Annotated in this window: 24 protein-coding genes and 1 pseudogene; 5 read left to right on the forward strand and 20 right to left on the reverse strand. The window is 32.3% G+C overall.

Annotated features, from left to right (window positions below; translation table 11 throughout):
- Positions 1-26 precede the first annotated feature (26 nt).
- Positions 27-1,610: a HAMP domain-containing sensor histidine kinase gene (locus Q0828_RS20140; RefSeq protein ID WP_298425637.1), complete on the forward strand. Its 1,584-nt coding sequence runs from the start codon at positions 27-29 to the stop codon at positions 1,608-1,610.
- Positions 1,611-1,614: 4 nt separating this feature from the next.
- Entirely contained in the window at positions 1,615-2,328 is a 714-nt protein-coding gene (locus Q0828_RS20145) for a response regulator transcription factor (RefSeq protein ID WP_298425640.1), read from the forward strand.
- 77 nt (positions 2,329-2,405) lie between these two features.
- Here Q0828_RS20145 and Q0828_RS20150 read toward each other — a convergent pair whose 3' ends face one another.
- The 11 genes from Q0828_RS20150 to Q0828_RS20200 all read right to left on the reverse strand — a co-directional run bounded on the left by Q0828_RS20150 (position 2,406) and on the right by Q0828_RS20200 (position 13,223).
- Positions 2,406-2,912 carry a cupin domain-containing protein gene (locus tag Q0828_RS20150; RefSeq protein ID WP_298425644.1) on the reverse strand — a complete coding sequence of 169 codons (507 nt, stop codon included), beginning with the start codon at positions 2,910-2,912 and terminating at the stop codon, positions 2,406-2,408.
- 79 nt (positions 2,913-2,991) lie between these two features.
- Entirely contained in the window at positions 2,992-3,894 is a 903-nt protein-coding gene (miaA, locus tag Q0828_RS20155) for a tRNA (adenosine(37)-N6)-dimethylallyltransferase MiaA (RefSeq protein WP_298425647.1), read from the reverse strand.
- An 8-nt stretch (positions 3,895-3,902) separates the two neighbouring features.
- Positions 3,903-4,733 (reverse strand): ion transporter, encoded by an 831-nt coding sequence (locus Q0828_RS20160; protein WP_298425650.1) that lies wholly within the window; start codon positions 4,731-4,733, stop codon positions 3,903-3,905.
- Between the two features lie 101 nt (positions 4,734-4,834).
- A complete protein-coding gene (locus Q0828_RS20165) occupies positions 4,835-6,796 on the reverse strand; it encodes a DUF3857 domain-containing protein (RefSeq protein ID WP_298425653.1) in 1,962 nt (653 codons plus the stop codon).
- Positions 6,797-6,799: 3 nt separating this feature from the next.
- Positions 6,800-8,164: an exonuclease domain-containing protein gene (locus tag Q0828_RS20170; protein ID WP_298425656.1), complete on the reverse strand. Its 1,365-nt coding sequence runs from the start codon at positions 8,162-8,164 to the stop codon at positions 6,800-6,802.
- Positions 8,165-8,222: 58 nt separating this feature from the next.
- Entirely contained in the window at positions 8,223-8,891 is a 669-nt protein-coding gene (locus tag Q0828_RS20175) for a YggS family pyridoxal phosphate-dependent enzyme (RefSeq protein ID WP_298425659.1), read from the reverse strand.
- 51 nt (positions 8,892-8,942) lie between these two features.
- Positions 8,943-10,181, reverse strand: a complete 1,239-nt coding sequence (locus Q0828_RS20180) for a DUF1015 domain-containing protein (protein ID WP_298425662.1) — start codon at positions 10,179-10,181, stop codon at positions 8,943-8,945.
- A 1-nt stretch (position 10,182) separates the two neighbouring features.
- The gene (locus tag Q0828_RS20185) at positions 10,183-10,806 is read right to left on the reverse strand and encodes a M23 family metallopeptidase (RefSeq protein ID WP_298425665.1); all 624 of its coding nucleotides are present in this window, start codon (positions 10,804-10,806) and stop codon (positions 10,183-10,185) included.
- Positions 10,803-11,243, reverse strand: a complete 441-nt coding sequence (locus Q0828_RS20190; protein WP_298425668.1) for a YcxB family protein — start codon at positions 11,241-11,243, stop codon at positions 10,803-10,805. The genes Q0828_RS20185 and Q0828_RS20190 overlap by 4 nt, the downstream gene beginning before the upstream one ends.
- Positions 11,243-12,130, reverse strand: a complete 888-nt coding sequence (locus Q0828_RS20195; RefSeq protein ID WP_298425671.1) for a 3-hydroxybutyryl-CoA dehydrogenase — start codon at positions 12,128-12,130, stop codon at positions 11,243-11,245. Before Q0828_RS20195 ends, Q0828_RS20190 begins: the two co-directional genes overlap by 1 nt.
- A 127-nt stretch (positions 12,131-12,257) precedes the next feature.
- Positions 12,258-13,223 (reverse strand): Gfo/Idh/MocA family oxidoreductase, encoded by a 966-nt coding sequence (locus Q0828_RS20200; RefSeq protein ID WP_298425674.1) that lies wholly within the window; start codon positions 13,221-13,223, stop codon positions 12,258-12,260.
- A 278-nt stretch (positions 13,224-13,501) separates the two neighbouring features.
- On the opposite strand from Q0828_RS20200, the gene Q0828_RS20205 reads away from it, so the two are divergent.
- The gene (locus Q0828_RS20205) at positions 13,502-14,143 is read left to right on the forward strand and encodes a protein-L-isoaspartate(D-aspartate) O-methyltransferase (protein WP_298425676.1); all 642 of its coding nucleotides are present in this window, start codon (positions 13,502-13,504) and stop codon (positions 14,141-14,143) included.
- A gap of 394 nt (positions 14,144-14,537) precedes the next feature.
- Positions 14,538-18,098: an amino acid adenylation domain-containing protein gene (locus Q0828_RS20210; protein ID WP_298425679.1), complete on the forward strand. Its 3,561-nt coding sequence runs from the start codon at positions 14,538-14,540 to the stop codon at positions 18,096-18,098.
- A gap of 78 nt (positions 18,099-18,176) precedes the next feature.
- Here the strand turns inward: Q0828_RS20210 and Q0828_RS20215 are convergent, their stop codons facing one another.
- The 6 genes from Q0828_RS20215 to Q0828_RS20240 all read right to left on the reverse strand — a co-directional run bounded on the left by Q0828_RS20215 (position 18,177) and on the right by Q0828_RS20240 (position 22,103).
- Positions 18,177-18,713 carry a GNAT family N-acetyltransferase gene (locus Q0828_RS20215; RefSeq protein WP_298425682.1) on the reverse strand — a complete coding sequence of 179 codons (537 nt, stop codon included), beginning with the start codon at positions 18,711-18,713 and terminating at the stop codon, positions 18,177-18,179.
- A 171-nt stretch (positions 18,714-18,884) separates the two neighbouring features.
- Complete coding sequence (locus Q0828_RS20220) at positions 18,885-19,613, reverse strand: hypothetical protein (RefSeq protein ID WP_298425685.1); 729 nt, start codon at positions 19,611-19,613, stop codon at positions 18,885-18,887.
- 48 nt (positions 19,614-19,661) lie between these two features.
- Complete coding sequence (locus tag Q0828_RS20225) at positions 19,662-20,084, reverse strand: antibiotic biosynthesis monooxygenase family protein (protein ID WP_298425688.1); 423 nt, start codon at positions 20,082-20,084, stop codon at positions 19,662-19,664.
- A gap of 11 nt (positions 20,085-20,095) precedes the next feature.
- Positions 20,096-20,929 (reverse strand): hypothetical protein, encoded by an 834-nt coding sequence (locus Q0828_RS20230; RefSeq protein ID WP_298425691.1) that lies wholly within the window; start codon positions 20,927-20,929, stop codon positions 20,096-20,098.
- A 37-nt stretch (positions 20,930-20,966) separates the two neighbouring features.
- The gene (locus Q0828_RS20235; RefSeq protein ID WP_298425695.1) at positions 20,967-21,398 is read right to left on the reverse strand and encodes a MarR family transcriptional regulator; all 432 of its coding nucleotides are present in this window, start codon (positions 21,396-21,398) and stop codon (positions 20,967-20,969) included.
- Positions 21,399-21,713: 315 nt separating this feature from the next.
- Positions 21,714-22,103 (reverse strand): nuclear transport factor 2 family protein, encoded by a 390-nt coding sequence (locus Q0828_RS20240; protein WP_298425697.1) that lies wholly within the window; start codon positions 22,101-22,103, stop codon positions 21,714-21,716.
- A 135-nt stretch (positions 22,104-22,238) separates the two neighbouring features.
- Here Q0828_RS20240 and Q0828_RS20245 point away from each other — a divergent pair, with 135 nt between their 5' ends.
- Positions 22,239-23,129 carry a LysR family transcriptional regulator gene (locus tag Q0828_RS20245; RefSeq protein ID WP_298425699.1) on the forward strand — a complete coding sequence of 297 codons (891 nt, stop codon included), beginning with the start codon at positions 22,239-22,241 and terminating at the stop codon, positions 23,127-23,129.
- 69 nt (positions 23,130-23,198) lie between these two features.
- Here Q0828_RS20245 and Q0828_RS20250 read toward each other — a convergent pair whose 3' ends face one another.
- From Q0828_RS20250 to Q0828_RS20260, 3 genes and pseudogenes are all read right to left on the reverse strand, one after another.
- Complete coding sequence (locus tag Q0828_RS20250) at positions 23,199-23,729, reverse strand: SMI1/KNR4 family protein (protein ID WP_298425701.1); 531 nt, start codon at positions 23,727-23,729, stop codon at positions 23,199-23,201.
- A gap of 251 nt (positions 23,730-23,980) precedes the next feature.
- A pseudogene (locus tag Q0828_RS20255) lies at positions 23,981-24,718 on the reverse strand (SDR family oxidoreductase); the annotation flags it as partial.
- On the reverse strand, positions 24,715-25,584 hold the full coding sequence (locus Q0828_RS20260) for an SDR family oxidoreductase (RefSeq protein WP_298425704.1): 870 nt from the start codon (positions 25,582-25,584) through the stop codon (positions 24,715-24,717). The pseudogene Q0828_RS20255 and the gene Q0828_RS20260, both read right to left, overlap by 4 nt.
- Positions 25,585-25,688 lie beyond the last annotated feature (104 nt).

Consider the following 25,688-nt stretch of genomic DNA (forward strand, 5'->3'; position numbering starts at 1 on the left):
CGAGATTAAGCGTTAATTTTGATCAAATGAGTAAACGATTATTTATTGTTCTAGTCATTTTGATGAGTTTATCGCTCATCGGAATTATATTTGTCCAAGGATATTGGATTGCTTCTGCTGTAAAAGAAAAGCGAGAATCTTTTTCCTTAAATGCAAACCAAATTCTAACAAATGTTTCTGAAAGTGCGAGGAAGTCAGAATACCTCAAATACTATACGCAATTTGAAAGAATAAAAGATAGCATAGAAGAACCAGGAAATTCGCAGCTAATCAATATATTCCAAATTACAAGTAGAAACGAAAAAAATAATGAAACTAGTATTTATACTAGAGGAATTTTAGAAGAAGATTACAATATTTTCCCTACGTTCATTGATAACATAAGTGAAGACGATAGTACGTCCATCAAAAATTTTAAACGTGTGCAAACACGTACCATATATAAAGAAGATTTGTTGGATGACGCTAATGCAAGTAGTTTATCTTTTGTACAACGCATGCGTGAAGTAGATAATGTTTCGCGAAGCATGGTACAATACCAAGATGTGATAGATGAATTTACAAAGCAAATTCCTATTCATAAACGAATCTCTACAGATCTCTTACAATATTTCATAGAAGAACATCTATTGAAATTAGAACTAGATCTTGATTATGAGTTTGGTGTATATGACGACGGATTGGCAACAAAAATAAAGTCGAGCAAATTCAAAATTACAGACAGCGGAATGTATGATGTTCCTCTTTTTGATAATAATGGAGAAGAAAGTGGTTTTACGTTATTTGTAAGCTTCCCCAAAAGAAGTAAATACGTTTTATCGTCTATCATGGGAATGGCAATAATGTCTATTGTGTTTACCTTAATTATAATCATTGCATATTCAAGTGCATTGTATCAACTAATAAAGCAAAAACAGATATCAGAAATAAAAACTGATTTCATAAACAATATGACACACGAATTCAAAACGCCAATAGCTACTATTAATTTAGCACTAGATGCCGTTCAGAATCCGAAAATAATTGATGATAGAGACAAAGTAAAACGCTATCTGCGAATGATTCGTGAAGAAAATAAACGAATGCATGCACAAGTAGAAAATGTATTGCGAATCTCTAAATTAGAGAAAAATCAATTAGATATAAGTAAGGATGAAGTAGATGTCCATGACCTAATTGAAGATGCAATGTCACATATAGAGTTGATTGTTGAAGACCGAAACGGGTATGTAAAACTGCATTTAGGAGCTAAAGACTCAATGGTTATGGCAAATGACACGCACTTTACCAATGTATTAGTAAATGTCTTAGACAACGCTATCAAATACACGGAAGGAGAACCAAAAATTGACATTCACACCGAAATGGTGAAAAATAATATAGTAATAAAGGTTCAAGACCAAGGACAGGGAATGTCCAAATCAGTACAGAAAAGAATATTTGAAAAATTTTATAGAGAACATACAGGTGATATCCATAATGTAAAAGGACATGGACTTGGCTTAGCTTACGTAAAACGAATCGTAGACGACCATCAAGGTGAAGTATTCGTTGAAAGTGAAAAAGGCAAAGGAAGTACCTTCATTATCAAATTACCCTTAATATCGTAACCACATGGAGATTCAAAACAAAAAAATTTTATTAGTAGAAGATGATCCGAATTTTGGAACAGTATTAAAAGACTATCTATCAATGAACGATTATGACGTTGTTCATGCAAAGAACGGAATGGAAGGATTTGAAAAATTCAAAAAAGACAATTACGACCTTTGCATACTTGACGTTATGATGCCGTACAAGGATGGTTTTACACTTGCGAAAGAAATTCGTGAGAAAAATACAGAAGTTCCAATCATTTTCCTCACAGCCAAAGCATTAAAAGAAGATGTAATGAAAGGATACAAAGTAGGCGCTGACGACTACTTAAACAAACCTTTCGATTCAGAAGTATTATTGATGAAAATCAAAGCAATAATGCAACGTAAAACATCTGATTCTGTTGCTGATAGCAAACAATTCGAATTCGTAATTGGAAGATTTAGCTTAAACTCTAAATTAAGATTCTTAACATTTGATCAAGAAGAACCGACCAAATTATCGCCAAAAGAAAACGAATTATTACGTTTGTTAGCTTTACATGAAAATGATTTAATGCCTAGAGAACTGGCGTTAACGAAAATTTGGAGAGATGATAACTACTTCACATCAAGATCAATGGATGTGTATATTGCGAAACTACGAAAGTATCTGAAAAGAGATGAAGACGTAGAAATTCTAAATATTCACGGAGAAGGATTTAGATTGGTTGTTAAAAACAAAGCGGAGTAGTAGAGATCTACACGCTTAGTTTCCCCACAAACCAAATGAAAAAAATAGTCGACTACCCCGAATGTCGACTTTTTCAGTTATTGCCTAGTAAGTCTATAGATAATACTTTTATGAGAAGGATATACAGCTGTTAGCGCTGTGCGTGTTGCCAATTCAAAATCATCAAAATCAAATCCTGGCGCTACAGTACATCCTACAAAAGCATACGAATCTTTTTTAGATACGCTTGACGCGAACCAACAACCTGCAGGAACAACAAGTTGCGGTTTTTCACCATTACTAAAATTCATTCCAACTTTATGTTCTGTGTACACTCCGTCTTCATCTATTACATGTACAGATAATGAACTTCCTCCATAAAAATGCCAAATTTCATCTTGCTTAATTCTATGAAACGCAGAAAAATTCTCTGAAGTCAATAAAAAATAAATGCTTGTGCAATAATTTCGATCGCCCGAAAAATCAGCTGCTAATGCATCTTTAGGAATTACAGATGCACTTCTGTATACTTCTTTGTAAAAGCCGCCTTCAGGATGTGGTAATAATTCTAAGCTTGTAACTAATTTTTTTATTTCGGATTTCATATTTTTCAGTATTCAGTATTCAGTATTCAGTATTCAGTATTCAGTATTCAGTATTCAGTATTCAGTATTCAAAGAGTTATTACATTAAAATATTGATTTGATCAATGATATTAGAAACTTCTTCTTGATAATCAAACCAACTTGTATTTGTATCTCTGCGAAACCAAGTTCCTTGTCGTTTGGCAAATCGGCGTGTATTTTTCTTAATTTCACTAATAGCAAAATCTAAAGTGAAATCTCCGTCGAAATAACTGAATAATTCACGATAGCCTACAGTTTGCAATGCATTTAAGCTTTTATGTTTGTACAATGCTTTTGCTTCTTTAAGCAAACCTTCGTTCATCATAATATCAACACGTCTGTTAATACGATCGTATATAATTTCTCTATCTGCAGTGAGTCCAACTTTAATCGAAGTAAAGTTACGCTGTGTCATTTCTGCTTTCAAAAAACTAGAATATGGTTTTCCACTTCCAATACAAATTTCCAATGCACGAATCAAGCGATGTGGGTTTTCTTTGGCAACTTTTTTATAATACACAGGATCAAGCTCTTGTAATTGTTGTTGAAGTGAAGTGATTCCTTTTGTGGTTAATTGTTGGTTTAAATCTTCTCTAATTTGTGGATCTACCTTTGGAAAATCATCCAAACCCTTTAAAACTGCATCTACATACAAACCGCTGCCACCAACCATAACTACAATATTGTGTCTTTGAAACAATTCATCAAGTTTTGCAATAGCATCTTTTTCAAACTGTCCAACATTATATTCATCAAAAATGCTAATATGTTGAATAAAATGATGATTTGCTGCGTTTTGTTCTTCTTGGGAAGGAACAGCAGTTCCGATTGCCATTTCTTTAAAAAACTGACGTGAATCGCACGAAATAATCTCTGTGCCGAAATGTTGTGCAAGCTGAATACTCAAAGCTGTTTTTCCAATGGCTGTAGGGCCAACGATAGAAATAAGATAGTTAGACATGTGTAGATTTAATCAGTTTCTTTAGGATTCAAACTCTCACCACAATCAAAGCAAAAATCAGCACCATTTCTATGTCCTTCAGCAGCACAATTTGGACACGATTGTGTGTTTAAATGGATGTCATCTTTATCCATGGTAGCTAACTCGGCAGTAACAATTCCCGTAGGAACGGCAATAATTCCATATCCCATAATCATAATAATGGAAGCAATAAATTGTCCTAAAGCTGTTAACGGAGCTATATCTCCATACCCAACAGTGGTTAAAGTTACAATTGCCCAATAAATACTTCTAGGAATACTTGTAAAGCCACTATCTTCACCGCTTTCTACTAAATACATTACAGAGCCTAAAATTGTGCAAAGAATTAAAATAAACATAATAAAAACACCTATTTTAATTCTACTCGCTTTTAGAGCACGCAAAATATTGTTTGATTCTCCAATGAAACGCGCCAGTTTTAAAATACGGAAAACACGCATCAAACGTAGTGCTCGCAATGCAATTAATGATTGTGAACCAAAGATAAATAAAGATAAATACTTAGGAATAGTGGAAAGTAAATCTATTATACCATAAAAGCTAAAAATATATTGTGTTGGTTTTTTTATGGAAATAATTCGGGCAAAATATTCAATGGTAAACAAAACAGTAATGATCCATTCAGAAATATTTAGAAATTCTCCATGAGCTAATCTAAAGTCTTCTACACTTTCAAGCATAACTAGTAAAATACTAGCCAGAATCAGTATTAATAAAACAACATCAAAAAATTTACCTGCAGGTGTATCAGCTTCGTAAATAATTTCGTGAAGTTTTGCTTTCCAATTTTTTGCCATAGCTGCAATTTACTATTTATTTTAGTGAAACTCAATTTAGAGCAATCTTTTACACAATGCTCAAAGTTCTATGTGAAACAAATCTTATTAAATAAGAGCGTTTAGTTTTTCTTTTTAATAGTCAATCGAGTATTACTTTCTAACGTAGCTAAATTGCTGAAAAATGTTTTCAATTCTTGATATTCCTCTGCTGTAAAATGGAAATCATTAATCACTAATTTATAAGTCATATTTAATTGTCCATTTTGAACAATCGTTTTCATTCCACAAATAGCTTTAGTTTCCGCTAATTTGAACGTTTTGTTTTCGGGAATATTTACATACTCATATGAATCAGGAATTGACATTATAAAACGCATTGTATAGATACGTGAATAGGCAAAGTCTACTGGATATTTTCGTTCTTCTAATCGAAAAGGATTTGATGGAAATAGTTTGAAAAAGAACGGATCTAAAAAAGTGTTTTTGCTTGAAAAATTATCATTAAACGCTAAAAAGAAAAATTCTTTTGTTGGTTTTCTAATATCATTACGAGCTTCAATTTTATAATCATCAATCTCTACAAAAGGAATTTGTTTTTCAATACCATCCAAATAACTGTCTTCATCAGTATTAGCTAATTCTTTACGTTTTTCATAAGCTAAATATCCTGAGTTTACTTGCGAAATCTTACCTTTTGCATTTCCTTCTTCATCTACAGAAATATTAATTAATGTATTTTGACGGTTTTCTGCAAACGGATTAATGGTATGCCAATAGCTAGGTTTTTTAAAATCCATAGCTCTTCCTATATAATTCAAAGCACGTACTTGCGTCAGTCCAAAAGAAAGCAACTTATCAGTAGCATCTAATAAAAATACTTCTTGTCCGATAGTAACTTTTGCTACCAAATAATTAAATTCAGACATTACGGGATGAATTTGTGTAGGCAATCCTCTTGATCGGGTAGATAGCATTACGGTTTCTGCTTTGATGTTTGCAGCAAGTAAACTATTCACTAACGATAAGTTGACTTCTGCAACATTTCCCGTTTTGTTTTGAAATGCCTGTCGCACATTTGCATTATTAAAAATACCATATTCGCCATTCCAAGTATAATGTTCCCTAATGAATTCAAATACTTTTTTTGCACGTTGTAAGGTTGATTGTTCCTTTAAAATTTCATCTGAAAGTTGATTCTTAAAGAAATTTTTACGCTTTACCTGCGCACCAATATCTTTATCAGTTCGCATTTCTTTGTCAACAGCTTTCCACGTTTTTGTATATACATCTTTTCCTCCATCAAAACGATAATATTCAGACATTTCAAAAGCTATTTTTGACATGTAATTATTTTTGGAAAGCATATAGGCTTCTTCTTTAAACGCAGGAATGTCTCTCATTGCATACTTAAACACTTCACAATCAGCTCTATCAACAAGACCAGGAACATAAAAACATCGTTTTTTTACATTTGATTTGTTGATAGCTAATTTTAAAAATCCTTTTAACGATCTGTTGTAGCGATAATTACCAGGTATTTTAGCACTAAATTCACTATATATTTTTGGAATATCTGATTGAAAATCCCAACCTTCAAAATTGTAGACAAATGGGGTTTCTAAGGTATATTGATATTCTAAAACACTTCCCGGTTTTACATTTGAAAATGTAAAGCGTTTTTCAGACCAATTTTCTGTATGATCTATTGTGAATATTTGAGTATCTGCAAGTCTTTCTGTACCTTCAGCGTTGTGAGTTACCGCTTTTATATCTTTTATCTTTTCTTTAGATTTTCGATTGTGATAGTAAGGAATTTCAATGTTTGCATACTTCTGACCTTGTTTATCTAAAACTTTAATTTTGGTATAATATTGTTTAATCAAAACGATTCGGTCTTTCACCAAGTCAAAATAAACATCTCCATATTCTTCCAAAACAACTGCATGCGCTGTGGTATCTTTTTCATACGTACGCATGTTTATTTCTTTTTTGGAAACGGTTCCAAATTTTTTACTCAATAAGTCTTGTCCAGCACACACATACGTGATTAGGAAAGCAAAAAGCAAGCAATATAATTTCATAATTTACTGTAAAGGAATAATTTTAAATCTATTTTTTCTACGAAGATGACTTTGAATAATATGTTGTACATCTCTGTTGTTTTGCATTGGAGTAATAATTGATTGTAAAACATCAATGTTGGTTATTTGGTAATTTAAGTTATAAAAACCATAACCTTTGTAAACACCATCCTGAATAAGAATAGCGCTACGTTCGTCATGTGCGCGACCTTTATCAATAATCAACATATTTTGATTTTGATAGCTATATTTTGTAATCGCTTCTTGTACACGTTTGTTGTAGTTTGCTACATCTTCTTCTACAATACATGCACCGTCACATTCTTTAATTGTATATTGAAAACAGTGCGACTGTGAAGTGTATAATTCATTTATTTTTTGACACAAACGAAACTCCTCTGTCAATTTAAACATCACATGCTTAGCTTGTGACATGTTGGTAAACGTTGTAATATGTTTTTTACGTCCGTCTGCTTTTTCAATCTTTAAACCAATATAGCCGTTTTTATCTTTGTACGAAGCCATTGCATATTGAAAAATAGTTTTGCGTTGTGCTCTGTTATAAATAGGTTTTTTGCGCTTTATTTCTTCACTTTCTTTTAAAAGTGCAACTAGTTCACTTCCAGTACGTTCAAAAGTTACTGTAGCAACTTGTTTTTGAATCTTTTTAGATTTGTTATTCGTTCCTGTAAAGTGCTGATTAACGCGTTTTTTGATATTTTTACTTTTTCCAATGTAAATAATGTCACCTTTACTATTGTGCATATAATATACGCCAGTTACGGAAGGTAAACTTTCAACAATATCAAGCAGACGTGTAGCTACTTTTTTTCGAATTTCTGTTTTTACAGCTTGTTGAATGATCGTTTTATCAGAATCTTTATCAAGTAGTAATTTAAATAGTTTTACAGTTGCCAAAGCGTCGCCCGAAGCTCTATGTCTGTCACTCATTGGAATTCCTAATGCACGCACGAGTTTTCCAAGTTTGTACGATTCCATGTTTGGAATTAACTTTTTAGATAATTCTACAGTACACAAAGTTTTACGTTTATAAGCAAACCCTAAGCGTTTGAATTCTAATTGTAATATGCGTGAATCAAAACTAGCATTGTGTGCAACTAAGATGCAACCTTCTGTAATTTCTACAATACGCTTAGCAACTTCATAAAACTTTGGTGCATCGCGAAGCATTTTACTGTTAATTCCTGTCAAATTCACCACAAAAGGTTGAATTTCACGTTCTGGATTCACTAAACTTATAAACTGATCTACAACTTCATGACCATCAAATTTATAGATCGCAATTTCTGTAACTCCTTCTTCATTATATTTTCCACCAGTGGTTTCTATGTCTACTATTGCGTACAAGCTATGCGTTTTCGTTTTAAGTTTAGGGTATAAATATAAAGATATCTTAAGAATTTACTTAGATTGCTGGCGTATAATTTCGAGCACCAAAAATGCTACTTCCTATTCTGACCATCGTACTTCCTTTTTTTATTGCCAATTCGTAATCGCTACTCATTCCCATTGATATGATTTTCAGTGTAGTATGCTTTTCTTGTAATTGATCAAAAGTAATTTTTAAGTTTTTAAATTCTTGTTGAACTTGTGCTGTGTTTTCTGTAAAAGTTGCCATCCCCATAACACCAACAACTTGGATGTTTTCTAACTGAGTAAATTCTGCGGAAGCGAGTAAATCTATAGCATCAGTGGTATTCATGCCAAATTTTGAGTCTTCTTCGGCAATTTTAATTTGGAGCAAGCAATTGATAGTTCGATTGTGTTTTTTTGCTTGTTTGTCAATTTCTTTTAATAATTTCAAGCTATCAACCCCATGAATTAAATCTACAAACTCGGCCATGTATTTTACTTTATTACGTTGTACATGACCAATCATATGCCAAGAAATATCTTTAGGCAACACAGCCCATTTTTCAGCCATTTCTTGAATTTTATTTTCTCCGAAAACACGTTGTCCAGCATCATACGCTTCTAGTAAATCTGCTACAGGCTTGGTTTTGGAAACAGCAACTAAGGTAACGTTTTTAGGTAGGCTACTATGTAATTCCTGTATTTTTGATTTTATTGACATTCTGTAAGTTTACTGTTTTTAATAGATTATAATAATTGAGTGCAGTCAAAATTAAAACTCATAAATTGTAACGCCACTTCGTAATTTTGGTTCTATATACGTACTCTTTGGTGGCATGGTTAATCCTTCGTCAGCAATACGTTTCATTTCATCAACATTTACAGGAACTAAACCAAAGCCAACAGCAAACTCTTTTTGATCAATTAGGTTTTTCATTTCAATAACATTGTGCTTGTCATATCCATAGTCAATGCGTTGATCGTTGCGCAAATCGGTAATTCCTAAAATTGGTTTCAGAATGGTTATGTATAGAATATGTGTGTCGAGTTTACTTAGCGAATCTGTAAATTCATAATTAGTCTTACGTAAGTATAACGAATAGAATTCACCATCTAAATACATGCTAAAATGATGTTTTTTTGAAGGTTTGTATAATTCTACACCACGATTTTCAATTCTAAAAATTTGATCGAGTTTTAATAAGAATTGCTCTTTCGTCAATCCATTTAAATCTTTCACCAATCGATTAAATTCATAAATGCGCAATTCGGATTCAGGAATTAAATAACTCATAAACGAATTATACGCTTCGTTTCCAGTATGTTCTGGATTAGAATTTTTCAAATCTTCTCCTAGTAAACATGAAGAAGCTGATCGATGATGTCCGTCTGCAATATAAATTTCGTCCATACGCTCAAATTCTGTTTGAATTGCTACAATATCTTCTGTTTTTTCAACTTTCCAAAGATAATGTGTATCTCTATAGGTTGTTGTGAATTCGTATTCAGAACGTGTTTGCGTATATTTTTGTAAAATATTGTTAATTGCTTCAGAATCAGGATAGGTGAGAAGTACAGGTTCTGCGTTAAATCCGACAGTTTTTAAGTATTCTTTAAAAACTTGTTCTCTGTATTCAATAGTATCTTCATGTTTTTTGATGATGTTATTCTTATAATCTTCGCTACTCGCTGCGGCAACAATTCCTGTAAAGGTTTGCTTTTCGCGATTCACAATTCTATAAATATAATAACAAGGCGTTTCATCTTGCTTAAAAATATCATCTTCTTTAAATTCTAAATATCTATTTCGAACCAATCTGTAACGTTCCTTTCCAGAGATTTCTTTATGATATTTATAGCCAGGATTGACAATATGTAAAAATGAAAACGGATTGTAATTTAAGCGAGCTTCTCGTTGATTTTGTGTATAACTTTGATACGAGCGTGAAGCTACTAAACTTACTTTGTCTCTTGTTGGACGAACCGCTTTGAATGGTTTTATAATTGCCACGTTAGTTTCTGTTTGAGTTTATAAATTTGGTAGGATCTAAATATCCTGTTGTATTTTTACTATATCCGCCACCGATATCCATGAGAATACTATCACGAATTTCTAAGTGTAAATGAGCATAGTACGTACCATGTGCATTTCCAATAGTGCCTATTTGCGTTCCTTTAGTGACAAAGCTACCGTTTTTTACGGAAATTGTATCACAATGCGCATATAAGGATTCGTAATAATTTCCTTTGTATTTGTGGATAATTCTGATCACATTTCCCCAACCACCTTCAATATCTTCTGCAAAATTGACATATCCGTTTCCGATGGAATAGATTGGATCGCCTAAATCGGTATTGCCACCACCTTTTCCATTCCAGTCATCGCCTAAATGATCATTTACAGTAAATTTCTGCGCATTGTAATAACCGTTTGCATTGGGTTTTCCTATAGGGAAATCGAAGCCAGAAGCAATATATGTTGGTTGATTGGTAAATAGTGAATCAAAAAAGACAAACGAATTTTTGGGTACGTTTGTCTTTTGTTGTCTTTGTTCAGAAGTAGGCGTGTTTTTGTTGTTAGCTATTTGTTGACAGCTAAGAAAACATAAGCATGCTATAGGAATAAGTTGTTTCAAACTTTTAAATACGATTTGAATGCAAGCTGATCTTTTTCAGTCAAGAAAATATTTTTCGGCACATATATATAGTCTGTATTTGTATTATATACTAACCAATACTTTTTTTCTGCAACAACTTTTTTAAGTCTCTCAAAGTACCATTTTGAAGTGTTATTATTTTTAGAAAAATAGATAAACTCGGCATCAAATTGTATATGTGTTTCTGTAAAAAAGGGTTTTAAATTTTTCATAGAAAGAAATACCAATATGGCAACACTCAATAAAAACATTGCTAAAACTGCATAAAGCGTCAAGAAATATCCAACATACCAACCTAATAACAAGCCCCAAATCAATACAAAAGGAATTAATTTCAATACATTTTTACGCAAAGTATTGAAAACAACATGTGTATATTGTTTTTGAGTGAGTTGATACGTTTTTGTATCGATCATTAGCGAAACATTTTTGCTACAGTCTCTGCTTTTCTACTTTCAGAATAATCATAAAATCCTTCACCAGATTTTGCACCTAATTTTCCAGCCATTACCATATTCACTAACAATGGACACGGTGCATATTTTGGGTTTTTGAATCCTTCATACATTACATTTAAAATAGATAAACAAACGTCTAATCCAATAAAATCAGCTAATTGTAAAGGTCCCATAGGATGTGCCATTCCTAATTTCATAACCGTATCAATTTCTTGAACTCCAGCAACGCCATTATATAATGTTTCAATAGATTCATTAATCATTGGCATTAAAATTCTATTGGCAACAAATCCTGGGTAATCGTTTACTTCTGTTGGTACTTTCTTTAATTGTTTTGAAAGTTCCATAATAGTATTAGTAACTTCATCCGAAGTATTATATCCACGAATGATTTCAACCAATTTCATAATTGGAACAGGATTCATAAAGTGCATTCCTATTACCATTTCTGGGCGTGAAGTTACGGCTGCAATTTGTGTAATAGAGATAGAAGATGTATTTGTTGCCAAAATGGTATCTTCTGGACATAATGCATCTAAATCTTTAAATATTTTTAACTTCAAATCTACATTTTCTGTAGCCGCTTCTACGACCAAACCAGCATATTCCACACCTTCTTTAATAGAAGTGTATGTTGTAATATTATTTAATGTATTTTGTTTATCTTCTTCAGAAATTCGCTCTTTTGCAACCATACGATCTAAGTTTTTCGTGATTGTTGCCATTCCTTTATCTAAAGAAGCTTGAGAGATATCTATCAGTTGAACTTTAAAGCCAAATTGAGCAAATGTATGAGCAATTCCATTGCCCATTGTTCCTGCTCCGATAACAGCTATATTTTTCATAATATTAAATTTATTTAGTCAGTAATTTTAGTTTTGTATGCTATTAAAAGAATCTTGAATAAACGAAAACGTTATCGTGATTGCAAAAAAATAGCATTCAATATATTTGATAAAATACGAATGTTGTTTATTTATTAAATTTTTCAATAATTTGAATCGCGATACGCAATGCTTCTGTTCCTTGTTCTAGCGAAACAATTGGTGTAGAATCATTATTGATAGCATCAGCAAACGTTTCCAACTCATCTAGAATGGCATTGTTTTCGTCAATTTCTGGATTCTCAAAATAGATTTGCTTTTTAACGCCTTCTGCATTTTGAAGAATCAATGCAAACTCATCTGTTTCTTTTGGAGCATCTTTCATCTTAACAACTTCAACTTTCTTCTCTAAGAAATCTACAGCAATGTAAGCATCACGCTGAAAGAAACGACTTTTACGCATATTTTTCATAGAAATACGACTTGAAGTCAGATTGGCAACACAACCATTTTCAAATTCCAAACGAGCATTCGCAATGTCTGGCGAATTACTAATAACAGAAACACCACTTGCGTTAATTTGCTTCACTTTAGAATTGACAACACTTAAAATAGCGTCGATATCATGAATCATTAAATCTAACACCACAGGAACATCTGTTCCGCGCGGATTGAACTCTGCCAAACGATGTGTTTCAATAAACATTGGCGAATTGATTTTGTCTTTCACTGATGTAAATGCAGGATTGAAACGTTCTACATGTCCTACTTGTCCTTTTACATTAAATTCTTTTGCTAAGGCAATTAATTCTTCAGCTTCAGCGACAGTATTTGTAATTGGTTTTTCAATAAAAACATGTTTCCCTTTTGTGATTGCTTTTTTAGCACATTCATGATGTGAAAGAGTTGGAGTTACTATATCAACAACATCTACGGCATCAATTAATGCGTCAATTGAATCAAAATAAGTATAACCAAATTCTTCCGATATCTTTTGAGCATATTCAGGATTTGCGTCATAAAAACCAATAAGTTCGTATTGTGAAGATTGTTGTAATAATCGAAGATGAATTTTTCCTAAGTGTCCAGCACCTAAAACTCCAGCTTTTAGCATAAAAAAAGTGTTTTCAACAAAAATAATTTATTTTTCGAAAACCTTCTAGAGATACGTAACATTTATTAAAGAATTAAATGATTTAAATTTGAATGTTTACAAAAACTGTTGATTTTTCTCTGTTCTCTATTTATTTAAGCCTGTTACAAATCCACATATTGTTACATTAATTCATTCCTGTATTGTAAAATTAATGAACCGCTTCGTACTCAGTAACTTGGATTTTTAATGATTTATTTCTATTGTTAGATGAAAAATACGTTTATTTTTGCGATTGTATGAAGGATACGTTTAAACATAAAGGAATGCGAAATCAGTTAGCACAAGTTGTTGCTGGTAAAGGAATTACAAATAGTAATGTGTTAGAAGGAATTCGAAATATTCCACGTCATTTGTTTATGGATTCCAGTTTTGAAGCGCATGCGTATCAAGATAAAGCGTTTCCTATTGGAGCGGATCAAACCATTTCACAGCCTTTCACAGTAGCTTTTCAAACACAATTGTTGGAGTTGACAAAAGGTGCTAAAATTCTTGAAATCGGTACTGGAAGCGGTTATCAAACAGCAATGTTGCTCGAACTTGGCGCAAAAGTATATAGTATTGAACGTCAAAAAGAATTATTCAAACGTACGAGTTTATTTTTACCAAAATTAGGATACAGACCTAAACGTCTCATTTTTGGAGATGGTTACAAAGGATTGCCTGAAGAAGCTCCATTTGACGGAATTGTAGTAACTGCTGGTGCGCCATTTGTACCAAAGCCTTTATTAGCACAATTAAAAATAGGCGGAAAGCTTGTAATTCCTGTAGGTGATAAATCACAGATTATGACCTTGTTTGTGCGAACTTCTGAAAAAGAATTCACAAAAAAAGAATTTGGCGAATTTCGTTTTGTTCCTATGTTGGAGAATAAAAATTAAAAACCTACTCAATAATTTCCAGATATCTATTGAATACTTGAGAGACTTTTATCAAGTATTAAAATATCCTCTTCTTATTTTGAATTTGAGTAATTAAATCATAGCTTTATTCACAAACGATATTGCATGAATAATTACTTTTAGAGACATACGTTTTTAAAGAACAACGATGGTGATTTTTTTGTTTCATTTTCTTTAGGCATACAAAGAAAACGAAAGATAGAAACTGAATTTTTAATTAATAGTTATTTTACTCATAATACCTACAAATATTATTGTGTAATTTTAAAAATAGAACGATCGTTATAGAATAAAAATATTTTTTGGACTTCCCTATAATCCATTTTGACTTTTAGAAGATTAACTTAATAATAACTAATAAAAGAAAAATGAAATGGACAAATTAATTCAAAGCATGGAAGACAATCCTGCAATTACAATTTGTGGATTGATTAAAGAACAGATGCTAGCACATCCTGAACGAATAGCAATTGTTGACGGCGAAACCAACATTGAATATCAACGTTTGATGAAAAAAGTGAGTGAAGTTGCTGGCGAACTTAAAAATAGAGGAGTAAAACCAGGAGCCTTAGTTGGTATTTGTATGAATCGTACTTGGGAATTAGTTGCTACGCTGATTGGTGTAATGCAAGCAGGTTGTGCGTATGTGCCGCTAGATCCTGCATATCCAAAAGATCGTATCAAATATATGTTGGCGCATTCCAAAGCGGAAGCAGCTATTGTAGATACTGATATCACTGCAAATTTATGCAATGAAGTTCGTGAGTTAGTGTGGATTCAAAAAATAGGAAATCATACCGATACTGTTGTACGACCTTCTGAGTACGATTTGGCATATGTAATCTATACTTCTGGATCAACAGGAAAACCAAAAGGAGTTGCCGTAGAGCATAAAAGTGTGGTAGCTATGCGACAATCTGTGCGTAATCTATTTAGCGATGAAGAATTAAACGGAATGTTAGCGGCTGCTTCAGTTTGTTTTGATACATCTGTGATGGAAATCATGGGAACATTGTCGTTAGGTGGGAAAATAATTTTGGTAAAAAATGCTTTAGAATTGACTCAAATTCCAGCCTTAGACCAAGTCAGAACATTTGTAATGGTTCCATCATCAGTACAAGCATTGCTTTCCACTGAAAAATTGCCAGAAAATATTAAATGCTTAATCTTTGGAGGAGAAGCTTTAAAAAGATCTTTAGTGGAACAAGTATATGCACATGCGTCCATTTCTAGAGTTTTAAATGCGTACGGACCTACGGAAGATACCGTATATTCTACCATTTCAGAAGTTCCGCGTGACGCAAAAGTGATTACAATTGGGAAATCGGTTCCAGATTCACGCGCATATATTTTAGATGATCATTTACAACCTGTTTCTAACGGTGATGCAGGAGAATTACATTTGGCAGGAACAAAATTAGCGCGTGGTTATTTATATGATGAAGAAAAAACAAAGGAACGTTTTATAGAAATAACTCCTACAGATTTAATTACTGATCATCGATTGTATAAAACAGGTGATTTATGTCGTTGGGCAGAAAATGGAGAAATTGAATTTCTAGGTAGAGTAGACCAACAAGTAAAAATACGAGGTTTCCGAATAGAACTCGAAGAAATAGAATCCACATTAGAATCTATGGAAGGCATAAGTGCTGTAGCGGCGGCGGCTGTAGAAGGTGGAATAGGTCAAAAAATGTTGGTAGTATATGTTGTAAAGAAAAATGAATCAATTTCTACAGAAAATATTAAATCGTACCTATCAGAACGATTGCCAAGATATATGGTTCCACAAGTTGTAAAATATTTAGAAGCATTACCATTATTACCAAATGACAAGCTCGATCGAAAGAAATTAATGCAAATGGAGAAAATACAAGTTTCACAAAGTGAAACTGACGATCTTCAACAAATTTTAGCAGATTCTAACAATGAATTAGAAACAGTAATTAGAACTACAATTTTAAAAGAAATTACGACGATTCTAAATCTTGGTGATCCAAAACAGATCTCGCCAGACGAATCATTTAACGCACTTGGATTAGATTCATTAACCACATTAGAATTTAGCAGTAGACTTTCTAAATTAGTAGGTAAAAAGATAACTGCACCAACCATTTTTGAATATCCAACGCCAAATAGTTTGGCAAATTATATCGTACATATAGAAAGTGGAAATGTAACTAATTCAACACATACACTATCTACTATTACTACGAATTCATTGGCTAATTTCCAATCGCATATACAATCAAGTCATCCTACGTTTCAAGCAGCAAAAGCTATGGCATGGAATGTAACGGATAAAAGTAAGCTTGTGCAAGAAGTAATGCGTATGGTAAATGATAATCGTAGAAATCCATATAGTAAAGTATTAAAAACAGGAAGTGCAACCAGAGGAATTGTTGGTGATGCGTATAATGATGAGGAACAAGAAGCAATTATTTGGACAACCAATTTGTATCTTGGTTTAAATCGCGATAAAGAAGTGATGGCAGAAGCTTCAAAGGCGTTAAATCGTTTTGGAACAGGAATGGGAACTTCTGCAGCAGCATCTGGTATGACGAATCAACATTTAGAATTTGAAACTGAGTTTGCTGATTTAGTTGGAAAACCTAGTGCTTGTTTATTCCCAACAGGATATACAGCCAATGTAGGAGCTGTAGCAGGGCTTTTAGGTAGAAATGATGTAGTTGTAATTGATCAATTGTGTCATGCTTCTATTGTAGATGGAGCTCGCTTATGTGGCGCAACAATTAGAACATTTCAACATAATAATGTAGAAGATTTAGAAGCCGTTTTAAAATCAGAAATATCTCCGTACCGTAGTATTTTAGTTGTTTTAGAAGGTGTATATAGCATGGGAGAAGGTGCTGCGCCAGTTGCTAAAATTGTTAGAACAGCAAAAAAATACGATGCACTTGTATTGGTAGATGAAGCACATTCTTTTGGTTTTTATGGAAAAGGTGGTGCCGGAATTTGTGCAGATCAAGGCGTTACGGAAGAAGTAGATTTTATCATGACAACCTTGAGTAAAGCATTAGGAAGCCTTGGTGGCGTTGTGGCGGCAAGTCAGGAACATGTTGATCTCTTAAAATCCTCTTCGAGAGCGTATATATTTCAAGCTTCTGTAAGTCCGGCTGATATGGCTGCAGCGCTGACGTCATTACGACGTTTGCGTTCAGATGATGCATTGCGTGGGCGACTTTGGGAAACAACACGCTATATGCGTAAGCAATTTGAAGATGCAGGATATGATTTAGGTACAGGTGATGGACCCATCGTAACACCGCATTTTAGTGATAAAGATAAACTGTATGCCATAGTGCAGCATATGTACAAACGCGGTGTACAAACTTCTGCGGTAACCTATCCAATTGTCGAAAGTGGTAAAGGACGTTTGCGGTTTATATGTTCGGCAGCACATACAAAAGACGATGTTGATAAAACATTAGCAGCATTAATAGCAGCTGAGCAACAAGTAGATTCAGAAGTAATGATGTTGTCCAATGAAGTATATGATACAGATATAACGAATGCTGATCTTGAAAATTGGACACATATGTTTATTAACTATATGAAAAAAGTATTAGCTGAAAGTTCAGCGCCAGTTCCAAATTTGGGAATTTCTATTCATATTAAAGACGCTACTCATCCAATTTCATTTTTAATAAAAGACAAAGAAGTTACTTTAAGTTTTCAAGATAATTTTGATGTTTCCTATTGTTCTTTGCTATTGATGGATAAAGTAGCGGTTTCAGCATTGCAAACGTTTAATATTCAAGGATTATTGGATAGTATTTGTAAAGGAACCTGTGTTTTAAATGGACAAATAGAACCATTTATCTGGTTTGTTGGGCGCATTGTAGATTATCAAAAAGAAGTACAAGAACTTTCAAGTTCTAAACATACAACATCAGAAGAAGCAATAGCGTAGAAAATAGGAATATATCTAAAGTTGAGTACGTTCAGAAAATTTTGTTCGTGCTCAATTTGATGTATGTTAACGTGTGTTTTAATAAAGTTTATTGTTTGTAATAAGTTTTTTATCGCACCAATACCAAACAACATCTTCACCATCAGGTTCATAAGGTGCGAACTTATCGAATTCCATTCCAACTTTTTCCATCACTCTTATAGAAGCTTTATTATTCTTCATAGCAATTGCTATGATTCGTTCTAATTTGAGTTCATCAAATCCGTATGTCAAAATTGCTTGAGATGCTTCTGTAGCAAAACCCATTCCCCAATATTTAGGGAAAAACCTATAACCAAGATCAATTTCATTAAATTCTGGTAGATATGCTAAACCAGCCCAACCAATAAACTGCATTTCATTTTTAAAAAAGGTAGCCCATCTTCCATAACCATACTTCTTATAGTTATCAATTCTTATCTGTATTGCACGTTCCATTTCTTGCATAGATGCAATCAGCGGTTCGCCTGTATACTTGTGTACATCAGGATTAGAATACAATTGAAACATGTCTTCTTTATCATCTAAGGTAATTTCCTTTAGCACTAATCTATCTGTTTCTATTAAAGTTTTCATTTTGTTGTTTATGAAGGCTCAATGTATGATTTCGTTCTGTGCTTAAACAACTAATTTAGTAAATCCAAACGGAATAGAAAACTCTTGTGGCTCTTGAACTTATTGAGATGAGGATTTTCGTAAATAAGAAAGTTCTTAGTTAATAATTCTATAAGGTGTTAGCAGTAGTAATTATTTTACTCTATTCCATTTCAAGCAGTTCATGTAAAACTTATTAATTACACCTTTATTTTTATCTGACAGCAAATCAATCCAATCTTCATATGATAAAACCTTGATGTTACATTTTTTAGCTCGATTGATTAACTCCATATCGACTGTTAATTCAGATAGTTTATATCGATTTGAAATTTGATGTATTATTTTATCCCTTTCTACTTGACTTTTGATATCATGTTTATCAATCATTTTGCGTGGAGCCACAACAGTAAAAAAAGTTTGACAAGATTCATTTTTGACATTTTCAGCAATGCAAGCTAAGTTTCTACTAGCTTGATTATAATTAAGTGCGTTCGTAGTTCTTTGACTTAAATTACTTTTCATTTTTGCTTCAATAATACCAAAGGTAGTCGCTTTTTTAGCTACTATAATGTCTCCACGATTTTCATAATTAATTGTAAAATCACCCAAAGCTATATCAGTGTGTGTGTATCCTTCTTTATTTTTTTTAGTTTTTACAAATGGGCTTGAAATAAGTCCTTCGGATGACCAGTTTTTTACTTTACTAAAATCAATTAGTCCATCAATTTTTATTTTTTCCTTTATAGATTGATGCACTAATAATCTCGTCATCCAACCTTCATTAAATATTTCCGTAGGATTGACATTTGAAACGTTATTTTTAGTCTCACTTTCTATTGAATGCAATATTTGTTTGAAGAATTCTACTATTTCTTTCACTTGATTCTATAGATTCATTATTAGTTTTTTCATTGAGATGTACATTTGTTATTCTCTAATTACGGTATAAAGTGAAGGTGTCGGTTTTAATCCATCAACAGGAACGATATTGGGTTGTTGCATCATTTTTTTAGTCGCTTCCATAAACGCTTTCGGACTTTCCCAAACTGCTACATTTATCAGTTCAAATTTAGCATCGTCTTTTATTGATTGATGCAACTTTGTAGATATATAACCTGGTTGTGTTTTTAAAAAGTCTCTACACGCTTCCCAATATTTAATTGAAGCTTCTAATTTTCCTGCTGGCACTTCAAATGGATTTATAAGTACTGTGTGTTTTTTGTTCTCACTTGTCATTTTTTTCTCGTTTTTAGTTGTTGTTTTAGTTTTTTTCTCGTTGTTACACGATGTTATTCCTAAAAATAATAAGGTAATAAAAATTGCTTTTGTGATGTTTAAGGTTTGTTTCATATTGTTTAATTTTAATTGGTAATACCTAAATAGCTAGCCCCTAAAAGTGCTATTGAACCGTCTATAAGTATATTATAATGAAAATCTTTTTTTGTTAATTTAGTTGATATGATTAAGAGTATTTGGATTAACACAGCTGAAAGAAATAATGGTATTGGTAAATAAGAGTTAGCGTAAATATTGATTAGTAAAGCGGTAATAATTAATAAAACTACAGCTAATATTTTTGCGTTTTTCACACCGATTACTTGCGGAATTGTTTTTTGTGTTGGCAAATCGTGTTTTAAATCTCTAATGTCAAAAGGAATTGCAATTGCCATAAAGTATAAATAGTGCGCGGGAATAAAATATAATAAAACCTGTGAGTTCAATACGTTTTCATTCATTATTGGAAACAAAACAATAATTGCTGTCCAAGTAAAAGCTATAGAATGTATTTTTAAATAGGGTAGTTCTCGTATATTTTTTTGTCCTAAACGAATTACATAAAAAAATGCGATACAGACTGCAACGATAATTAAAGCTATAATTGTTATGCGTATTTCGTTGATGAGTTTTATAAAGTATAAAACAGATATCAATCCACTTAAAACGCTTAAATTTAAAATTAGTTTTTTATGTCGACTAACCCATTTTAACCAAGGTGTTTTTGTTTCAAAACTTGCTTTAACCAATCGATGCGAGTTGTACACACAAAATGTTGCAAAAAAACCAAAAAAACCATATTCAATAATGTTTTCGATGCCAAACAGATTGGTAATTCCTGAAATAAGTACACCAGCCGAAGTAGCAATAACAACATTTAAGTAAATAATGTAGTTTAGTATTGTTTTAAAATAGTGCATTAAATTGGTATTGCTTGTGTTGGCGTGTATCAAAATCTTAACTAATGTTTTGCTTTATTTTATTAATGACAGATAAGAATATGTCTATTTCACTTTTCGCTATATCTTTTGTAGCATTGTCTATAAAAATCTTTGCAACTTTATTTGCTTTTGTTACTTCGATTGTTCCTTTTTCTGTAATACAGATGAGTTTTAACCTTCGGTCTGTTTTAGATTGCTTTCTTTTTACAAATAGTTGTTTTTCAAGAATATCTACCATTCGTGTCGTTGCAGAGTTATCTTTCTTTGTAATAGTCGTAATTTCTTGCATCGAACGGTTGTTTTTTTCAAACAGGACGTTGAGTAACTCTAATTGTTCTGGTGTTATTTTTAATCCATTCTCTTTTAAATGCCTTTTAAATTCTTTGAGAATAATTATTCTTGTTAATGCTATTTGATAAGTTGGGCTTTGCTCTCTAAATGAATTCATATTAATTTGACTAATCAATGTTTGATTATGCAAATATAATAAAAAATGATTAACTATTGTAAACAGACTATATATTTGGATTTGTTCTTACGTTATTTTTAATAACTGATCATTCGAGTTTGTGGTTTATCGGTAACGTGTTCGTGCATGGTTAGTTGCGGATTAAAAAACATCTACTTTTTTAAGTAATATGCATAATTAAATAAGAAAACGGTGCAAGTTTGCACTTAAACTGCTATTGCTTTCATACTTTGTTACCTGCTGGCTTTTTCTTGTCAAATATTCAGAAAAATCAAATTTACAGTAGTTATGAGTTTAGTCTATTACTTTTTCCAAATGCCATATTTTGGAAACTATCTGCCATCCATCCTCTCCATTAACAAACCCTAGATGGTCTACAAAGACATTATTATGTGCTCTAATTCTTATTTTTACTGTTGCACAAGAAGTTGATAACCAATCAATCAATAAAATTTTTGCTTCAGGTTCTTGTCCTTTGCTGTGAGGAGACACTCTTCCTCCAACATCTTTACTAAAACTATCGATTGGTTCAACGAAAACTTTTCCTTCATCGACATCAAATAGACTAGAACTTTTGTGAAATATTTTATTGAGCATTTCAGTATCACAATAATAAAGGGCATCGAAATAAGTTTGTACAGCACTTAGTAAATCGGTAGTTAAGTTCATTTCTTGTTTTTGCATATTTTTTTAAATTTATTTTCCGTCAAAATTAGTTTGAGTATTGAACTATTTTAAATTTGGAAATTGAGCTTTTTTAATTTTTAGCTGAAATTTTATCAGTTAAGCTATAATGACAAATCACTAACTTTGTCACTTATGGAAATCAAATATTTTAGGCTCATAAAAGCAATCGCTGAAGAAGGTAGTATTGCTAATTCTGCTGAAAAATTGTTTTTAACGCAATCGGCTTTGAGTCACCAATTAAGAGAACTGGAAGAAAGGTTAGGATTTAAGGTGTTTATCAGAACTCGAAATAAATGGGAATTTACAGATGAAGGTGTTGAACTATATAAATTAGGGAATACAATTCTTGAAAGTATAGAAAAAGGTTTTCAAAATATTGAGCAGTTACGAACTGGCTCTGTTGGTACAATCAAAGTAAGTACAGAATGTTACAGTTTTTATCAAGGCCTTTCTGCTTTTATACAAAAAATGGGGCTTTTATATCCCGATATTAATGTTGATTTAATTCTTGAAGCAACACACCAACCAATATCAAAAATTTTGTCAAACGACATTGATATTGCAATAACTACTTCAAAGCCAGAACATGAAATTTTATCAAGCATTGAAATCTATGAAGACGAGATTTTTGGAATTATTCATAAAGAAAATACGTTGAATAAATTAGATTTTTTAGATGCAAATGATTTTTCTAATATACATTTGATAATTCATTCTTTTCCTTTGGAAACGGTCTCGGTATATGACCAATTTTTAAAACCGAATAAAATTACTCCACTCAAGATTTCCGCTATTCCTCTTACTGAAGTCGCCTTAGAAATGGTCAATGCTAATATGGGCATAATGTGTATGCCTAAATGGGCATTAAAATCTTTTAAATTGCCTGATGATTTGATTTTTAAACAAATTGGTAGGAGTGGATTAAAAAGGAAACATTATTTAGTTTTCCGTAAATCCGATAAATCAAAGAAGTATGTTAATGATTTTATTTCAAACTTTAAAGATGATTTTTCAAAGGCTTAAGTGATTTTTAACTTGCAGGCAACGGTTTAGCACTTACTAGCTATGTTTTATAGACCGTGTTGTAGTGCGTTATTCTTCTTTTTGTTCTTCGTGTTCAATAGCTAATTCCTCAAGCATATTTTCAAAATTCGAGTATTGAAATTCAAATTGATCATAAACTTCGTGGTCCCAAAGAACAATTGGGTAATCATTGTTTTCACATTTGGCTGTTGTATCAAAACATAGTAAACCCCAATCACTCCAATTGGCAAAAGGAATTCGACCGGTTTCGATTGGATATCCATCAAAAATCATTTCCATTAGTTTAGCTCTCCAAGTATTGATTGGATGCGAGCAAAAAGAACATTCCGCTATGTACAATTCATAAAAATGTTTGATCTTCAGGAATTTCTTATAACTATCAGGAAGTCTATGTCCAATTTCATTTTCCAATTCAGATAATTCTGAATCCGTTACTGTGCTCTGGATTGGTAGCCAGTTTTTCCATTCCTTATTGTTGTCAGCACTACTGTCCAACATTTCGGTTTCAACATCGCCAGGTTTTGAGTTTATTTCAAGAGAAACAATCTCATTCAGATATTTATTTATAATTTCTTCCATTTTTCTAATGCACTACAACGGTTCATGTATAGTTTCGTTACTGAAACACTAAGTTAGTAAAAAGAACTGGATCATTTTTCAGCCGTTATGATTTTCTGATAGGAAAATCAGCAAGTAATGAACAATACATTTTGTTATACAAAGGCTTTTTTCTTTAATTGAGTTTTCACATCATTTATTTCGGAGATAGAGGCAATAGAAAATTGAATTTCAGTATTATAATCTTCCATTTTATTCTTATTTAATTTTTGAAATTCTTGCATAGTAGGACGAATTACTAGTTCGTTAATATCTACATCCGCAGGTTGATCAATAGCGTAGGCCACAGCTTTTGCAATTGAAATTGCAGGAATAGCATCTTTGTATACTTGCTGTATAAATTGTGAAGTTGCCTCATCTGAACTTCCTAATCGTAGTTCAGACTCTATTAAACCAGGTGTTAATATTGTTGTTCTAATATCCTTACCAACTTCTTGTCTCAATCCTTCACTTATTGCACGTACTGCATATTTAGTACCACTATAGACCGCTCCGCCTGGGCTTATTTTTAATCCAGCGACAGATGCTAAATTGATAAAGTGACCTGATTTTTGTTTTTCAAATTCCGGTAAAGCTGCTGCAATACCGTATAACACACCTTTTATATTAACATCAATCATACTGTCCCATTCGTCAATTTTTAGAGCACTTAATGGTGCTAAAGGCATAATACCAGTATTATTAACCATAACATCAATTTTGCCAAAAGTGGCAATGGCTTTTTTCACCAAAGCTTTTACATCATCAACACTGGTAACATCTGTTCTTAAAATTTCAACAGTTCCTCCATTTTTTTTAATTTCTGAAGCAACTTTTTCTAATTTGTCTATTCTACGAGCACCTAATACTACTTTTGCCCCTTTTTCTGCCAAGTAACGAGCTGTAGCTTCTCCTAATCCACTACTTCCTCCTGTAATGACTACTACTTTGTCTTCTATATTATTTTTCATTTTATTTTTGTTTCTAATAAATAATCCATTTTGTACGCTTGCAAGGAACCATCTTGTATTGGTTGTGTTAATTCATTAACCTTATCTGCTCCTAGTGGTAATCCTACAGTAGTTCTGGTTGGTCTAGAACCTTGAGGCATTTCAGCAAGCTTCAAATAAGCCTCAGCAACTAAATTAGGCTGTGGAAAATCTTCTGATTGTAGTAAGGTAGTAACACCTTCCATCATTCCATTCAAAATTGATTGTTGTTCTGAATACTCAGCTAACACTTCTGTTCTAGCTTCTGGAGTAAATGAACCGGCCAAGTTTGTTGCAAATGGTCCTGGTTCAACTAAAATAGTTTCTACACCTGTAGGAGCTAATTCGTATTTTAAACTTTGAGTGTAAGCTTCAACAGCAACTTTAGAAGCACAATAGGTAGCTGCAAAAGGTGCAAATACTCTACCATATGCAGATGTTGTATTAATGATTAGTCCTTTTCCTGCTTTACGCATAACTGGTAATACTGCTTGAGAGGTTCTAATAATACCATAGTAGTTTACGTTCATTAAGTCATTAGCTTGCTCTATACTAAAAGCCTCTGCAACTCCCATATGCATAATACCTGCATTGTTTATTAACACATCTATTGTACCTTCTTCTTTAATTATATTGTCCATTGCTTTTTTAACGGATTCATCTTTAGCAACATCCATATCTACAACTTTTACGTTAGATGAATAATTTTCTAATTCTTGTTTTTTTTCAGAATTGCTACCTTCAGTATTTCTCATTGTTGCATAAACCTTGTATCCGTTATCTGCAAATAGTTTTGCTGAAAGGTATCCAAATCCGTTACTGCTTCCTGTGATAATTACATTTTTCATTTTTTCTTGTTTTATACGCTGTTTATTACTTTTAATTTGCAAGCAAAAATATGTAAATCACTTTTATTATACAAGTGAAAATTAATTTCATTTTGCAAGTAAAA

This window comes from uncultured Kordia sp. (assembly GCF_947496985.1).
Classification (GTDB): domain Bacteria; phylum Bacteroidota; class Bacteroidia; order Flavobacteriales; family Flavobacteriaceae; genus Kordia.

Excerpts from the sequence above, each read along its gene's own strand:
- Q0828_RS20150 (WP_298425644.1), bottom strand. The coding sequence starts at position 2,912 with ATGAAATCCGAAATAAAAAAATTAGTTACAAGCTTAGAATTATTACCA.
- Q0828_RS20260 (WP_298425704.1), bottom strand. The coding sequence starts at position 25,584 with ATGAAAAATGTAATTATCACAGGAAGCAGTAACGGATTTGGATACCTT.
- miaA (WP_298425647.1), bottom strand. The coding sequence starts at position 3,894 with ATGTCTAACTATCTTATTTCTATCGTTGGCCCTACAGCCATTGGAAAA.
- Q0828_RS20140 (WP_298425637.1), top strand. The coding sequence starts at position 27 with ATGAGTAAACGATTATTTATTGTTCTAGTCATTTTGATGAGTTTATCG.
- Q0828_RS20230 (WP_298425691.1), bottom strand. The coding sequence starts at position 20,929 with ATGCACTATTTTAAAACAATACTAAACTACATTATTTACTTAAATGTT.
- Q0828_RS20235 (WP_298425695.1), bottom strand. The coding sequence starts at position 21,398 with ATGAATTCATTTAGAGAGCAAAGCCCAACTTATCAAATAGCATTAACA.
- Q0828_RS20245 (WP_298425699.1), top strand. The coding sequence starts at position 22,239 with ATGGAAATCAAATATTTTAGGCTCATAAAAGCAATCGCTGAAGAAGGT.
- Q0828_RS20205 (WP_298425676.1), top strand. The coding sequence starts at position 13,502 with ATGAAGGATACGTTTAAACATAAAGGAATGCGAAATCAGTTAGCACAA.
- Q0828_RS20195 (WP_298425671.1), bottom strand. The coding sequence starts at position 12,130 with ATGAAAAATATAGCTGTTATCGGAGCAGGAACAATGGGCAATGGAATT.
- Q0828_RS20210 (WP_298425679.1), top strand. The coding sequence starts at position 14,538 with ATGGACAAATTAATTCAAAGCATGGAAGACAATCCTGCAATTACAATT.
- Q0828_RS20250 (WP_298425701.1), bottom strand. The coding sequence starts at position 23,729 with ATGGAAGAAATTATAAATAAATATCTGAATGAGATTGTTTCTCTTGAA.
- Q0828_RS20240 (WP_298425697.1), bottom strand. The coding sequence starts at position 22,103 with ATGCAAAAACAAGAAATGAACTTAACTACCGATTTACTAAGTGCTGTA.
- Q0828_RS20215 (WP_298425682.1), bottom strand. The coding sequence starts at position 18,713 with ATGAAAACTTTAATAGAAACAGATAGATTAGTGCTAAAGGAAATTACC.
- Q0828_RS20145 (WP_298425640.1), top strand. The coding sequence starts at position 1,615 with ATGGAGATTCAAAACAAAAAAATTTTATTAGTAGAAGATGATCCGAAT.
- Q0828_RS20175 (WP_298425659.1), bottom strand. The coding sequence starts at position 8,891 with ATGTCAATAAAATCAAAAATACAGGAATTACATAGTAGCCTACCTAAA.
- Q0828_RS20190 (WP_298425668.1), bottom strand. The coding sequence starts at position 11,243 with ATGATCGATACAAAAACGTATCAACTCACTCAAAAACAATATACACAT.
- Q0828_RS20160 (WP_298425650.1), bottom strand. The coding sequence starts at position 4,733 with ATGGCAAAAAATTGGAAAGCAAAACTTCACGAAATTATTTACGAAGCT.
- Q0828_RS20225 (WP_298425688.1), bottom strand. The coding sequence starts at position 20,084 with ATGAAACAAACCTTAAACATCACAAAAGCAATTTTTATTACCTTATTA.
- Q0828_RS20165 (WP_298425653.1), bottom strand. The coding sequence starts at position 6,796 with ATGAAATTATATTGCTTGCTTTTTGCTTTCCTAATCACGTATGTGTGT.
- Q0828_RS20200 (WP_298425674.1), bottom strand. The coding sequence starts at position 13,223 with ATGCTAAAAGCTGGAGTTTTAGGTGCTGGACACTTAGGAAAAATTCAT.